Consider the following 12,898-nt stretch of genomic DNA (forward strand, 5'->3'; position numbering starts at 1 on the left):
GGCGGTACAACATAGGCTGGCGGGTGTGGCAGAAGGATCACGTCCCGACACGGGCACACAGGACAGCGCGGACGACGGCGTACGCGAGTACCGCATGGAGGAGCTGGCCGCCGCCGCCGGCATCACCGTGCGCACCCTGCGCTTCTACCGCGAACGCGGCCTGATCCCGCCGCCCCGCCGCGAGGGCCGGATCGCCTGGTACGACGACGGCCACCTGGCCCGGCTGCGCACCATAGCCGCCCTCCTGGAGCGCGGTCACACCCTCAACGGCATCGCCGACCTCACCACCGCCTTCGAGAGCGGCCGCAACGTCCGCGAGGTCCTCGCCCTCCCCGCGCCCTCCGAGGAGGAGCCGGTCCGCCTCACCCCGGAGGAGCTCGCCGACCACTTCGCCGGCGAGGTCACCGCCGAGAACCTCGCCGCCGCGCTCGACCTCGGCTACCTCGTCACCGACGGCGAGGAGATCATCCACATCAGCCGCAGGCTGCTCGACGTCTCCGCCGCCCTCGTCCGGGAGGGCGTCCCGCTCGCCGAGGTCCTCAAGGCGGGCGCCCGCGTCCGCGAACACGCAGACGCCCTCGCCGAGCTCTTCACCGACCTCCTGCGCACCCACACGGCCGAGGACGACCTGTGGCGGCTGCGCCCGCTCGCCAAGAGCGTGGTGGAGGCCGAACTGTCGATGGCGCTCGACCGGCGGCTGAACCCCGGCGAACCGGCCTCATGATCGCCTGACAGGTTCTTCAAAAGTTCTTCATCACCTCCGTCCTACGGTCGCCGCACCCACCGAGGAACGGGAGAACCGATGAGGACGAACCGGGTGCTGCTGGCCGCCGCGGCGGTCACGGCGTTCGCGCTGACCGGCTGCGGCGGTGGCGGAGGCGACGGGGCCGGGGCCGGGAGGATCCCGACGGCCGCCGACGGGACCGCCTCCACCGGCACGGGCAGGACCACCGCCGGGGGCGGGAACAGCGGCGGCGGCAACGACGAAGTCGCCGCGTACGTCGAGGCCAAGCGCGCCTGGGTGACGTGCCTGCGCGAGAACCACATCGACGCCCCCGACCCCGACGCGAACGGCCAGGTCGAACTCGGCGACGCCAGGACCCTCAAGAAGAACCCGGTCTTCGTCAAGGCCTCGGAGAAATGCTCCCCGCTCAACCCGCCGGTCCCCGCCGAGATCGAGCGCAGGCTCGCCCCCAGACTCACGCCCGAGCAGATCAAGACCCAGTTCGCGTACGCCGAGTGCATGCAGAAGCACGGCGCCCCCGACTTCCCCGACCCCGAGGCCGACGGCAACGTGTACGGGGACGTCCAGTGGGACTCCACCACCGCCGCCGCCAAGCAGGCCGCCCGCACGTGCGCGCCGATCATCGGCGACCCCGTCGAGCAGGGCCCGGGCAAGGGCTGAGCGATGAGCGGGATGTTCACGGAGAGGGACACGGACGAGGCCGGATCCGGCGGGGCGGAGGGGGAGCCGGTGCAGGAGGGGACGGCTCCCCCGCGTGCCCCGGGCCGCCGGCGGAGTCGTACCGTCCTCGTCGCCGCCGCCGTCGTCGCGGTCACGGCGGTCGCCGCGGTCGGCGCGCTCGGCCTCGGCGGCGACGGCGACGAGGGCTCCACCGCCCCGCCGAGGGCGGGCTCCACGGTCGCGGTCACCCGCACCACCCTCGTCGAACGCACCAAGGTGGACGGTGAGTTGGGGTACGGGACGGAGATCCCGCTGCCGGCCAAGGCCTCCGGCACCGTCACCTGGCTCCCGGACGCGGGCACGGTCGCCGAGCGCGGGGACACCCTGCTCCGCGTGGACGACCGGCCGGTGGTCCTGCTCTACGGGGCCCTGCCGATGTACCGCGAGCTGGGCATGACGGCGGGGACGGACGGCGGTACGGGAACGGGCGCGGACGGCGGCACGGACGGTAGTACGGGAACGGGCGCGGACGGCGGCACGGACGGCGGTACGGGAACGGGCAGGGGTACGGGCAAGGGCACGGGCCCGACCCCCGCGCCCCCGACATCGACGCTCCCGCAACCGCCGCCACAGCCCCAACCCCGACCTCAACGAGGCATGGACGTCCTCCAGTTCGAGTCCAACCTCGCCGCGCTCGGCTACACCGGCTTCACCGTCGACGAGCGGTTCACCTCCGGCACCGAACGGGCCGTCAAGCGCTGGCAGAAGTCCCTGGGCCTGCCCGAGACCGGCCGGGTCGGCCTCGGCGACGTCGTGTACGCCTCCGGCCGGATCCGCCTCGGCCAGGCGAGCGTCCGGCTGGGCGCGGCGGCCGGCGAGAACGTCCTCGGCTACACCGGCACGACCCGCAAGGTCGTCGTCAACGCCTCCACCCAGGAGGCCTCCTGGGCCGTGCGCGGCGCCGAGGTCACCATCGGCCTGCCCGACGGCACCCCCGTGAAGGGCGAGGTCGCCTCGGTCGGCAGGCAGGCGAGCGCACCCGAGGGAGGCGGCGGCGACGGCGCGCCGCCCACGGTCCCGGTCACGATCACGGTCCCCGACCAGCACTCCCTGGGCCGCCTGGAGCGGGGCCCGGTCTCCGTCGAGTACGTGGGCCGGAAGCGCGAGCAGGTCCTGGCCGTCCCGGTGGCCGCCCTGGTGGCGCTCGCCGAGGGCGGGCACGGCCTGGAGACCGAGGACGGCCGGTTCGTCACCGCCCGCACGGGCCTCTTCGCCGACGGCATGGTGGAGGTGAGCGGCCCGGCGCTCCGCGCGGGCCTGAGGGTGAGGATCCCGCAGTGAGCGCCGACGACACCGGTGCCGCCGTCGTGGAGTTCCGGGCGGTCTCGAAGACGTATCCCGGCGGGGTGGCCGCGGTCCGGGACGTGAGCCTGCGGGTCCGGCGGGGCGAACTCGTCGCGATCGTGGGCCCGTCGGGCTCCGGCAAGTCGAGCATGCTGAACCTGATGGGCAGCCTGGACCGGCCCTCGTCGGGCCATGTCCTGGTCGACGGCCACGACGTGGCGGAGCTGACGGACCGGGAGGTGTCGGCGCTGCGGGCCACCCGGATCGGTTTCGTCTTCCAGCAGTTCCATCTGGCGGTCGGGGTTCCGGTCCTGGACTCGGTCGCCGACGGGCTCCTCTACGCCGGGATCCCGCTGCGCCGCCGCCGGGCCCGGGCGGCGGCGGCCCTCGCCCGGGTGGGGCTCAGCCACCGCGTCCACCATCTGCCGCACCAGCTCTCCGGCGGCGAACGCCAACGGGTCGCCGTGGCGCGGGCGGTGGTCGGCGGACCGGCCGTCCTGCTCGCCGACGAACCGACGGGGAACCTGGACTCCGCGTCGGGAGCGGCCGTCCTGGCGCTCCTGCGGGAGCTCCACGCCTCGGGCACGACCGTCGTCGTCATCACCCACGACCGGGAGATCGCGGCCGCGCTCCCCCGCCGTATCGAGATGCGCGACGGCCGGGTGGTCGCGGACACGTCGACACCCGGCCGGTTCCCCGCGATCGGAGCGCACGGATGATCCCCGCCCCCCGAGACAGACGCGACGGGCAGCGGCGGACCCTCCTCCGCCCCGCCCGGCTGCGCCCCGCCGACGTCGTCCGGCTCGGCGGCACCGGCCTGCGCACCCGCCCGCTGCGGGTGTTCCTCTCCGCGCTCGGCATCGCGATCGGCGTCGCCGCCATGATCGCGGTGGTCGGCATCTCCGGCTCGGGCCAGGCGGAGGTGGACCGCCGGCTCGACGCGCTCGGCACCAATCTGCTCAGGGTCTCGCCCGGCGCCACCCTGGGCGGGCAGAAGACGAGGCTCCCGGTCGAGGCGGTGCGGATGATCGGCCGCATCCCGCCGGTCCGTGAGGTCGCCGCCACCGGCACGACCGACGCGAAGGTCTACCGCAACGAGCGGATCGCGGTCGGCCGCACCGGCTCGCTCACCGTGCTTGCGGCGGACGACGGTCTGCTTCCGGCCGTCGGCGGCCAGGTGCGCCGGGGCCGCTGGCTGGACGCGGCGACCGAGCGTTATCCGGCGGTCGTGCTCGGCGCGACGGCCGCCCAGCGGCTCGACGTGTACACCCCGGGGACCCGGCTCTGGATCGGCGGCCGCTGGTTCTCGCTGGTCGGCGTCCTCGACCCCGTACCGCTCGCTCCGGAGCTGGACGGCGCCGCGCTCGTCGGCCGGCCGGCGGCCCGGACGTACCTGCGGTTCGACGGCCATCCCTCGACGGTGTACGTCCGTACGGAGGACAGCGCCGTGACGGCGGTACGGGCGGTGCTCCCGGCGACGGCGAACCCGGAGAAGCCCGCGGAGGTGCAGGTCTCCCGGCCCTCGGACGCGCTCGCGGCCCGCGAGGCCACCGAGTCGGCGCTGACCGGTCTGCTCCTCGGCCTCGGCGGGGTCGCGCTCCTCGTCGGCGGGGTCGGTGTCGGGAACACGATGGTGATCTCGGTCCTCGAACGCCGCCCGGAGATCGGACTGCGCCGGGCCCTCGGCGCCACCCGGGGCCAGATCCGCACGCAGTTCGTCACGGAGTCGCTGCTCCTGTCGGTGATCGGCGGTCTCGGCGGCACCGTCCTGGGGACGCTGATCACCGCCGCGTACGCGCTGAGCCGGGGCTGGCCGACGGTCGTCCCGGTGTGGGCGACGGCGGCCGGGGTGGGCGCGACGCTGGTGATCGGGATGATCGCGGGGCTCTATCCGGCGGTACGGGCGAGCCGCCTGGCGCCGACGGTGGCGCTGTCCGGCACCTGACGCGCGCCCCCTGAAAGCGCCCCTCTGGAAGCGGCCAACCTGGTCCGGGTACCGCACGGGACCGGGTTGGCGGCTTACCGCTGTTTCCCCGCCGTTTCCCGTCTTTTCCCGCCCGGACGGAATCGGTAGATCCGGCGGACCGGAATCCGATTCCTTTCTCTCCGCGCCCCCGTCACGGTCTCCGGAAGCCCCGCGACCGGAGCCGGAGAACGCGTTCCGACTCCTCGGGCGACAGTCCTGAAACGCTCCCCCATCCCGCACCGGATATCCACCGCCGAAAAAGAGCCGACACCGCGTCCGCCCATTGAACGATTTCTCTCCGGCGGGCAATTCTTTCTCCGCACTCGAACGAACCGGCCCGCCCGGCGCAGCGCCGGGCGGGAACGACCAAGAGTTCAGGAGAGATCGATGCGTCTTCGGACGAAGCTCGCCGCGGTGGCCCTCGGTGCCGTCGCGGCCACCGGCGGCCTGGTCCTGCCGGCCACGGGGGCCGTGGCCGCGCCGGAGGGTGCCGCCGCCTGTTACAGCCCCGGCTGGGCCAACAGGGACGGCAGTGCCGGCAGCACGAACACGAACTACGTGAACATCCGCACCGGCCCGACGACCGAGTGCGTCTCGCTCGGCCAGGCGCAGGCGAGCCACGGCCTCACCCTGCACTGCTGGGTGTCCGGTCAGGACGGCACGTGGTCGCACGTCCGCGACAACAGCACCGGCGTCTCCGGCTGGATCAAGGACAGCCTGCTGAACGGTTACGGGTCCAGCGTTCCGTGCTGATCCCGCACCCCGCTGCCGGTCCCGCCCCGCGGGGCCGGCAGCACCACCGTGAACACGGACCCCACGCCCACCTCGGAGGCCACCTCGACGGCCCCGTGGTGGTCCGCCACGATCTGCCGGGCGATCGACAGCCCGAGCCCGCTGCCGCCGGTGGCCCGCCCGCGCGCCGCGTCCGCCCGCCAGAAGCGGTCGAAGAGGTGCGGCAGGTCGGCGGCCGGGATGCCGCTGCCGGTGTCCCTGACGGCGATCCGCACCCGCTCGTCCCGCTCGTCCAGTTCGAGCCGCACCCCGCCCCCGGGGGCCGTGTGCCGCACCGCGTTGCCGACGAGGTTGCCGAGCGCCTGCCGCAGCCGGTCCGGGTCCCCGTGCAGCCGTACGGTGCCGGGCCGGGCGCCCACCACCTCCAGGGCGACCCCGGCCGCCGCGGCCCGGGCGCTGTGCGCGGTCCGGCAGGCCTCGACCAGCTCCCGCGCGTCCAGCGTCCTGCGGTGGTAGGTGAGGGCGCCGGCCTCGGCGAGCGCCAGGTCCTGGAGGTCGTCCACGATCCGCTGCTGGAGCAGCACCTCCTCGTGGAGCGAGTCGAACAGTTCGGCGTCGGCGTCCAGGACCCCGTCCTGGAGGGCCTCCAGGTAGCCGCGCAGGTTGGCGAGCGGGGTGCGCAGTTCGTGGGCGATGTCCCCGACGAGCCGGCGCTGCCGCTCCTCGCTGTCCTGGAGGGAGCCGGCCATCCGGTTGAAGGACCGGCCGAGCTCCCCGATCTCGTCCTTGCCGGCGGCGGGCACCCTGCGCCCCAGGTCGCCCTCGCCGAGGCCCCGGGAGGCCGCCGTGAGGGCGCGTACGGGGCGCAGGACGGCCCGGCTGAGGAGCAGCGCGCAGGCGAGCGCGGCGGCGGCCACCCCGGCGGCGACGAGCGCGGTGGGGCCCGCGGCCAGGGTCTGCCCGGCGTCGTCGACCGCGCCGAGCCGCACGGTCAGGGGCTGTGGGCCGACGGCGGCGGTCCGTTCGGTGAAGACCCGCTGGAGGCAGGCGAGCGCCGCGGCCTTCCCTGTGGTGGGGCAGGTCTCGGCCGCGGCGACGTCGGCCCGGTGCAGGGCGTTCGAGCCGGTCTCGGCGCACGGTGTGCCGCCCGGGGCGTTCCCGCCGTCCTGGAAGAACGGGATGCCGAACTTGCCGGGCAGGACGGTGACCGGCTGTCCGAGCCGGGTCAGGCAGGCCGCGTAGGTCACGTTGGAGGTGTAGCGCCCGATCAAGGTGGGCGTCACCTTGCGCATCGATCCGGCGTCCCAGCCCGAGGGGAAGGCCAGCGTGGGTCGGGGGTCGACGAGCAGCGGGGGCGCGGTGCCGCCGGGGCGCGGGTCGCGGCCGAGGAGCGTGTCGGAGTCGGCGATCTGGCCCTGCCGGTCGGTGCTGATCCGAATGCGCTGCCCGGTCCGCTCGGCGAGGGTGCGCACGGTCGCGGCGACACCGTCCCATGCGCCGTGATCGGCGCCGTACGCGCGCAGCTCCTCGGTGATGGCCGCCACGGACTGGCGGTCGGCGGCGGCGGACTCGCGGAGCTGGTCGGTGACCTGCCGCAGGGTCAGCCAGGCGGTGGCGGCGGTGGCGGCCACGGCGACGAGCAGGACGAGGGCGAAGACCCGCAGCCGGAAACTCACGCCGTCACGGCCCTTCGGAGAGGCGGTATCCCCGCCCGTACACGGTCTCCAGATGCCGGGGCCGGGCCGGGTCGGCCTCCAGTTTCAGCCGCAGGTTGCGGACGTGGACGTCGACCGTGCGGGCGAGGACGTCGCTGTCGAAGCCGAAGACCCGCTCGATGATCTGCGCCCGGGTGAAGACCCGGCCCGGCTCGCGTGCGAGGACCTCCAGGAGGGAGAACTCCTTGGAGGTGAGGGCCACCGGCCGGCCGGCGACCCGGACCTCGAAGCGGGCGGTGTCGAGCTCGACCTGGCCGACCCGGAGCAGCTCGTCCCGGGCGGCGGCGCCGGCCGCCCGGGAGCGGCGGAGCAGCGCGCGGACCCGGGCGGTGAGCTCGCGCGGGCTGTACGGCTTGGTGAGGTAGTCGTCGGCGCCGAGGTCGAGGCCGAGGAGCATGTCCTCCTCGGTGCTGCGGGCGGTGAGCAGCAGGATCGGTACGTCGGAACCTTCGGAGCGCAGGATGCGGCACACGTCGAGCCCGTCGACGAAGGGCAGCATCACGTCGAGCACGACGAGATCCGGCCGTACGGAACGGACGCGTTCCAATGCGGAACGCCCGTCGCCGACCACCTGGACGCTATTCCCCTCCCGCTCCAGATAGATCCGTATCAGCCGTGACTGCTTTTCGTCGTCCTCGGCGATGAGAATGCGCGCGTTCAACGATGCCCCCACCCGGTTCGGCAATTCACGAGCACGGTACCGCGCGAAAAGGGACTACATCTCGTAGACGGCGGTCACGGGTGCGTGGTCGCTCCACCGCTCCTCGTGGGTCGCGGCCCTTTCGACGTAGGCCTTGACGGCCTTGGCGGCGAGTCCGGGGGTGGCGATCTGGTAGTCGATGCGCCAGCCGCTGTCGTTGTCGAAGGCGCGCCCCCGGTAGGACCACCAGGAGTAGGGCCCTTCCTGCTCGGGGTGGAGCTCCCGCACGACGTCGACGTACCCGCCGTCACCCGCGTCGAGGACCTGGCTCAGCCACTCCCGCTCCTCGGGCAGGAATCCGGCGTTCTTCTTGTTGGCCTTCCAGTTCTTGAGGTCGGCCTCGCGGTGGGCGATGTTCCAGTCGCCGCAGACGACGACCTCGCGCCCGTCGGCGGCGGCCTTCTGGCGCAGCTCCTTCAGGTACGGCAGGAACTCGGCCATGAACCGGTACTTCTCGTCCTGGCGCTCGGTGCCGACCTCGCCGGAGGGCAGGTAGAGGCTCGCGACGGTCACGCCGGGGAGTTCGGCCTCGACGTACCGGCCGCTGGAGTCGAACTCGGCGGACCCGAAGCCGATGCGTACGGCGTCGGGCTCGCGCCGCGTGTAGAGGGAGACTCCGGCGCGGCCCTTGGCGGCGGCGGGGGCGTGGACGGTGAACCAGCCCTCGGGGCTTCGCACCTCGGCGGGCAGCTGCGTCTCCTCGGCGCGGACCTCCTGGAGGCAGACGGCATCGGCGGAGGTGCCGGCCAGCCACTCGACGAAGCCCTTCTTGGCGGCGGCGCGGAGACCATTGACATTCGCGGTCGTGACAGTGAGCATCCCGGGAGAATACAGACACGCCCCCGATGCACACCTATACACTTCATCGTATGAAAATTCAGCCCACGCCGTATGACCACCCCGACGCCGTCAAGCTCAACGACGCGGTCCAGGCGGAGTACGCCGTCCGCTACGGCGACGAGGGCGACGCCACACCGCTGGACGCCGGAATGTTCGTCCCGCCCCGGGGCCTCTACCTCCTCGCGTACGACCCCGAGGGCCGCCCGGTCGCCACGGGCGGCTGGCGCACCCAGAACAAGAACGCCGAGGGCTACGAGGACGGCGACGCCGAACTCAAGCGCATGTACGTGGTCCCCGAGGCCCGCGGCCTGGGCCTGGCCCGCCGCATCCTCGCCGCCCTGGAATCCGACGCCCGCACCGCCGGCCGCACCCGCATGGTCCTCGAGACGGGCATCGCCCAGCCGGAGGCGATAGCCCTCTACACCTCCAGCGGCTACGCCCCCTGCCCCAAGTTCGGCCACTACCGCACCTACCCCACGAGCCGCTGCTTCGCGAAGCCGCTGACCTGACCGACCTGCCCTGACGTGACCTGCCCTGCCCTGCCCTGACGTGACCTGTCACTTCTGGGCCAGGATCGCCTGCCAGACGTCGAGTCGGTCGACCTCGCCCGTGTAGCGCTGCTTGCCCCCGAGCCCCTCGTGCACGACCACGTAGCGCCGGACGAGATCGACGGCCGTGCGCTCGACCTCGATCGGCAGCCGCCGCTCGATGACGCCGTGCCAGTCGAAGCGCGACCGCTCGTCGTGCGGGCCGGCCACGGGCAGAAGCCTCCGGCAGGCCTCCCGGGCGACGAGGTCGGGGGCGTACCCGATGAGATGCCCGGCACCGAGCCGGTACCGCGCGGGAAGGCGACGCAGGGCGGCCCGCGCCGCCTCGTACGCCTTCACGGACCTGACGACGCCGAGCGGGCTCATCCCGGTCATGGAAGACCTTCGACGCACTCCAGCCCGGACACGAACAACGCGTCGGGGAATCCGCCCGGACCGGACGGCTCCGTGAACGGGTGAGGTGCGGAGGCATATGCGGTGATCATGCCCGTCCAACGGCCCGACCGGCCGTCAGGTCGCGGCCGACCGTGTCACTCCGTCCGCACCGGCAAGAAGTCCGGCTCCCTCACGGGAAAGCAGAAATCCCGCCCGATCTTTCGATCGGACGGGATTTCCGTGTCTGTGGACCTGTGGGGATTTGAACCCCAGACCCCCTCGATGCGAACGAGGTGCGCTACCAGACTGCGCCACAGGCCCTTGCGACGTGTGAAACATTAGCATCCCGATCGCGGAGAACAAAAATCGCTTCCGCCGCAGGTCAGCCGGGGGCCGTCGCGGGCCCCCGGCCGGGGTCATTCGTTGGCCGCGCGGGGGCGGTCGTCGTCCGCGTACTGGTCGAAGAGCGGGGTGCGGCCGTGGTCGCGGCCCCGGCGGGGCGGGGCGGTGCGCTGGCGGGGGGCCGGGGACGGGGTGGGGGCCGGGTCGGCCGCCGTGGAGGAGCGGGCCGCGCTCCAGGTCTCCGGGTCCGTGATGTCGATGCCGCTCGTGGCGCGCGGGGCGACCGGGGCGGTGACGTACGTGGGGAGCGGCACCGGGACCGGGTCCCAGCTGTCGCCGCGGGCCGGGCCGCGCTCGCGCTGCTGGTCCACCCACTCCGCGTGGTCGGTCTGCTCGACCAGGGCCCGCCGGTCCGCCTCCTGCGGGGAGACCGCCGGGGCCATGGGGGACGGGTCGGCCTCCGGCTCCGGCGTCGGGGCGGGCCGCCGGCTCTCGCGCAGCCGGGCGGCGGCCGCTTCGGCGCGGCGCCGGTCCATCACGTACACGAAGCGGCGTCGCTCCTGGATCCGCAGGTGCACGATGTACGCGCTGAGGAGCAGGGCGGGGGCAGCCGGGGCCCACAGGAAGGCGATGCCGCCGACGGCCGCGACGACCGCGCCGAGGGTGAAGCCGGCGAAGAGGAGCGTCGTGGTGCGGCGGCGGCGCGCGAGGACCTTGCCGCGGCGGGCGCGCTCGGCGGCGGCCCCCTGGGCGGCGGCGCCCTGGGCGGGCCGGGCCGGTGCGGGGTGGGCGGGCGCGGGGTTCGGCGCCGGTTCCGGTTCGGGTTCCGGGAGTTCCAGGCGCGCTTCCGTCCTGGCCGCGGGCGCGGAGAAGGCCCGGACGTCGACCGAGCTCAGATGCTCGGTCTCCGCGTCCGGGTCCACGTCGGGCGTCGGTCCCTGGGCCGTACGGTCCCGTTCCTTGAGCTCCTTGGCGTACCGGCGCTCCATGCCCGCCCGTCCGGAAAGCAGCCGGATGGCGGTGCTGAAGCGTTCCGTCGGACGGGCTTCGTTCAGCTCGTCCTGCCTGCGGAGCCACATCGGCACCAAGTAGGCGGCCCAGGCCCCGACGATGACTGCGTAGATGAGGCCGCTGCTGCTCACGCCTCACACGGTAGAGGGGTTCCGTAACACGCATCGGCCAATTGGCCCGGTGTGTCGCACGATCTGGCTGATATCACTGAACTTTTTTGTGATTGTTCAGATCGATTGACCGCCAACTGGCGATTAAATTCGAACACTTATTGCATTCTTGCGTGGTGCCAGCGCCTCAGCAGCCCTTCCGGCACCTCCTCCGCCGTCAGCGCGAACACCAGATGGTCCCGCCACGCGCCGTCGATGTGGAGATAGCGGGGGCGGAGACCCTCCTCGCGGAAGCCGAGCTTCTCCACCACCCGGCGCGAAGGCCCGTTCTCCGGGCGGATGCACACCTCCATGCGGTGCAGCCCGACCACCCGGAAGCAGTGGTCGACGGCGAGCGCGACCGCCGTCGGCATCACCCCGCGCCCGGCCACCTCGCTGTCCACCCAGTACCCCACGTGCCCCGAGCACATCGAGCCCCAGGTGATCCCGGCCACCGTCAACTGGCCGACGAGCCGCCCCCGGTACTCGATGACGAACGGCAGCATCCGCCCGGCGTTCGCCTCCGACCGCAGATGGCGCACCATCTGACGGTACGTGGGCCGGTGCGCCACCGGGGCGCCCGGAGGCGCCGGCGGAACCGTCGCCTCCCAGGGCCGCAGCCACTCGCGGTTGCGCCGGTTCACCTCGCGCCAGGCCGCCTGGTCGCGCATCTTTATCGGTCGGAGCAGCACCTCGCCGTCGACGAGGATCACCGGCCAGGACGGGATCACGACGCTCTCGGGTGGTCGCCGCCGCGGATCTGGTCGACGGCATGGCGCAGGAGCGGCTCCAGGACGGCGAGCCCGTCGCGCACCCCGCCCGGGGAGCCCGGCAGGTTCACGATCAGCGTGCCTCCCGCGACCCCGGCCAGACCGCGCGAGAGCGCCGCCGTCGGGACCTTCTCGCGGCCGTACGCGCGGATCGCCTCCGGGATGCCGGGGATCTCCCGCTCCAGGACCCGGCGGGTCGCCTCGGGGGTCTCGTCGGTGGGCGAGATGCCCGTACCGCCGGTGGTGACGATCACGTCGTATTCGGCGGCGACCCCCGCGCGCAGGGCCGCCTCGACCGGCGCCCCGTCCGGGACGACCTGCGGGCCCTCCACGGCGAAGCGCATCCGGGTCAGGCCCTCGGCGATCAGCGGACCGCCCTTGTCCTCGTACACCCCGGCCGACGCCCGGTTGGAGGCGGTGACGACGAGCGCGCGGTAGGCCACCGCCGGGGCCTCCCCGGCCGAGACCGGTTGCTCCTGGTGCTCGTGCGCCCCGGCCACCCGGCCCGCGCGCGTCACGCCTCGGCCCTCGTCCAGTGGCCCGACTTGCCGCCCGTCTTCTCCTCCACCCGTACGTCGGAGATGACCGCGCCCTTGTCGACCGCCTTGATCATGTCGACGACGGTGAGGGCGGCCACCGAGACGGCCGTGAGGGCCTCCATCTCGACGCCCGTGCGGTCCGTGGTCTTCACGGTCGCCAGGATCTCGACCGCCTCGTCCGTGACCGCCAGGTCCAGGGTGACGCCCGAGACGGCCAGCGGGTGGCAGAGCGGGATGAGGTCCGGGGTCTTCTTGGCGCCCATGATCCCGGCGATGCGGGCGGTGGCGAGCGCGTCGCCCTTCGGGACGCCCTCGCCGCGCAGCAGCTCGATCACGCGCGGCGAGACGAGGACCCGCCCGCTGGCGCGGGCGGTGCGGGACGTGACGTCCTTCGCCGATACGTCGACCATGCGGGCCGCGCCCGCCTCGTCGATGTGGGTGAGACCTTGCTGCGTGCTCATG

Annotated in this window: 15 protein-coding genes and 1 tRNA gene; 7 read left to right on the plus strand and 9 right to left on the minus strand. The window is 73.5% G+C overall.

Annotated elements, in window-relative coordinates; translation table 11 throughout:
- Positions 1-94 precede the first annotated feature (94 nt).
- The 6 genes from ACN9M0_RS14610 to ACN9M0_RS14635 all read left to right on the plus strand — a co-directional run bounded on the left by ACN9M0_RS14610 (position 95) and on the right by ACN9M0_RS14635 (position 5,468).
- Positions 95-724: a MerR family transcriptional regulator gene (locus tag ACN9M0_RS14610; RefSeq protein ID WP_399698784.1), complete on the plus strand. Its 630-nt coding sequence runs from the start codon at positions 95-97 to the stop codon at positions 722-724.
- 78 nt (positions 725-802) lie between these two features.
- On the plus strand, positions 803-1,405 hold the full coding sequence (locus ACN9M0_RS14615; protein WP_426403717.1) for a hypothetical protein: 603 nt from the start codon (positions 803-805) through the stop codon (positions 1,403-1,405).
- Between the two features lie 3 nt (positions 1,406-1,408).
- On the plus strand, positions 1,409-2,746 hold the full coding sequence (locus ACN9M0_RS14620) for a peptidoglycan-binding protein (RefSeq protein ID WP_426403718.1): 1,338 nt from the start codon (positions 1,409-1,411) through the stop codon (positions 2,744-2,746).
- Positions 2,743-3,468, plus strand: coding sequence for an ABC transporter ATP-binding protein (locus ACN9M0_RS14625; protein ID WP_399698641.1), 726 nt, complete (start codon positions 2,743-2,745; stop codon positions 3,466-3,468). The genes ACN9M0_RS14620 and ACN9M0_RS14625 overlap by 4 nt, the downstream gene beginning before the upstream one ends.
- Positions 3,465-4,694: an ABC transporter permease gene (locus tag ACN9M0_RS14630; RefSeq protein WP_366039152.1), complete on the plus strand. Its 1,230-nt coding sequence runs from the start codon at positions 3,465-3,467 to the stop codon at positions 4,692-4,694. The genes ACN9M0_RS14625 and ACN9M0_RS14630 overlap by 4 nt, the downstream gene beginning before the upstream one ends.
- A 408-nt stretch (positions 4,695-5,102) precedes the next feature.
- A complete protein-coding gene (locus ACN9M0_RS14635; RefSeq protein WP_366039151.1) occupies positions 5,103-5,468 on the plus strand; it encodes a hypothetical protein in 366 nt (121 codons plus the stop codon).
- On the opposite strand, the gene ACN9M0_RS14640 is transcribed toward ACN9M0_RS14635, so the two are convergent.
- From ACN9M0_RS14640 to ACN9M0_RS14650, 3 genes are read right to left on the minus strand one after another with little or no spacing between them, the layout of a single operon-like run.
- Complete coding sequence (locus tag ACN9M0_RS14640; protein ID WP_366039150.1) at positions 5,444-7,123, minus strand: HAMP domain-containing sensor histidine kinase; 1,680 nt, start codon at positions 7,121-7,123, stop codon at positions 5,444-5,446. The genes ACN9M0_RS14635 and ACN9M0_RS14640 overlap by 25 nt on opposite strands.
- A gap of 4 nt (positions 7,124-7,127) precedes the next feature.
- Complete coding sequence (locus ACN9M0_RS14645) at positions 7,128-7,823, minus strand: response regulator transcription factor (protein ID WP_399698638.1); 696 nt, start codon at positions 7,821-7,823, stop codon at positions 7,128-7,130.
- Positions 7,824-7,877: 54 nt separating this feature from the next.
- On the minus strand, positions 7,878-8,681 hold the full coding sequence (locus ACN9M0_RS14650) for an exodeoxyribonuclease III (protein ID WP_366039148.1): 804 nt from the start codon (positions 8,679-8,681) through the stop codon (positions 7,878-7,880).
- Positions 8,682-8,731: 50 nt separating this feature from the next.
- Between ACN9M0_RS14650 and ACN9M0_RS14655 the strand changes: the two genes are divergently transcribed.
- A complete protein-coding gene (locus ACN9M0_RS14655) occupies positions 8,732-9,211 on the plus strand; it encodes a GNAT family N-acetyltransferase (RefSeq protein ID WP_426403719.1) in 480 nt (159 codons plus the stop codon).
- Between the two features lie 48 nt (positions 9,212-9,259).
- On the opposite strand, the gene ACN9M0_RS14660 is transcribed toward ACN9M0_RS14655, so the two are convergent.
- The 6 genes from ACN9M0_RS14660 to moaC form a co-directional block, all read right to left on the minus strand.
- A complete protein-coding gene (locus ACN9M0_RS14660; protein ID WP_366039146.1) occupies positions 9,260-9,625 on the minus strand; it encodes a hypothetical protein in 366 nt (121 codons plus the stop codon).
- Between the two features lie 247 nt (positions 9,626-9,872).
- Positions 9,873-9,946 (minus strand) — tRNA-Ala (locus ACN9M0_RS14665).
- A 95-nt stretch (positions 9,947-10,041) separates the two neighbouring features.
- Complete coding sequence (glpR, locus tag ACN9M0_RS14670) at positions 10,042-11,109, minus strand: divisome protein SepX/GlpR (RefSeq protein ID WP_366039145.1); 1,068 nt, start codon at positions 11,107-11,109, stop codon at positions 10,042-10,044.
- A 137-nt stretch (positions 11,110-11,246) separates the two neighbouring features.
- The gene (locus ACN9M0_RS14675) at positions 11,247-11,858 is read right to left on the minus strand and encodes a GNAT family N-acetyltransferase (RefSeq protein WP_366039143.1); all 612 of its coding nucleotides are present in this window, start codon (positions 11,856-11,858) and stop codon (positions 11,247-11,249) included.
- A complete protein-coding gene (locus ACN9M0_RS14680; RefSeq protein WP_426403720.1) occupies positions 11,855-12,415 on the minus strand; it encodes a MogA/MoaB family molybdenum cofactor biosynthesis protein in 561 nt (186 codons plus the stop codon). The genes ACN9M0_RS14675 and ACN9M0_RS14680 overlap by 4 nt, the downstream gene beginning before the upstream one ends.
- Positions 12,412-12,897 (minus strand): cyclic pyranopterin monophosphate synthase MoaC, encoded by a 486-nt coding sequence (gene moaC, locus ACN9M0_RS14685; RefSeq protein WP_030690225.1) that lies wholly within the window; start codon positions 12,895-12,897, stop codon positions 12,412-12,414. The genes ACN9M0_RS14680 and moaC overlap by 4 nt, the downstream gene beginning before the upstream one ends.
- Position 12,898: the final 1 nt, after the last annotated feature.

The sequence above is a fragment of the Streptomyces sp. R-07 genome (assembly GCF_049913175.1).
In the GTDB taxonomy this organism is placed as follows: Bacteria; Actinomycetota; Actinomycetes; order Streptomycetales; family Streptomycetaceae; genus Streptomyces.

Coding starts and splice junctions, on each gene's coding strand:
- ACN9M0_RS14610 (WP_399698784.1), top strand. CDS start 95: ATGGAGGAGCTGGCCGCCGCCGCCGGCATCACCGTGCGCACCCTGCGC.
- ACN9M0_RS14615 (WP_426403717.1), top strand. CDS start 803: ATGAGGACGAACCGGGTGCTGCTGGCCGCCGCGGCGGTCACGGCGTTC.
- ACN9M0_RS14620 (WP_426403718.1), top strand. CDS start 1,409: ATGAGCGGGATGTTCACGGAGAGGGACACGGACGAGGCCGGATCCGGC.
- ACN9M0_RS14630 (WP_366039152.1), top strand. CDS start 3,465: ATGATCCCCGCCCCCCGAGACAGACGCGACGGGCAGCGGCGGACCCTC.
- ACN9M0_RS14635 (WP_366039151.1), top strand. CDS start 5,103: ATGCGTCTTCGGACGAAGCTCGCCGCGGTGGCCCTCGGTGCCGTCGCG.
- ACN9M0_RS14650 (WP_366039148.1), bottom strand. CDS start 8,681: ATGCTCACTGTCACGACCGCGAATGTCAATGGTCTCCGCGCCGCCGCC.
- ACN9M0_RS14655 (WP_426403719.1), top strand. CDS start 8,732: ATGAAAATTCAGCCCACGCCGTATGACCACCCCGACGCCGTCAAGCTC.
- ACN9M0_RS14660 (WP_366039146.1), bottom strand. CDS start 9,625: ATGACCGGGATGAGCCCGCTCGGCGTCGTCAGGTCCGTGAAGGCGTAC.
- moaC (WP_030690225.1), bottom strand. CDS start 12,897: ATGAGCACGCAGCAAGGTCTCACCCACATCGACGAGGCGGGCGCGGCC.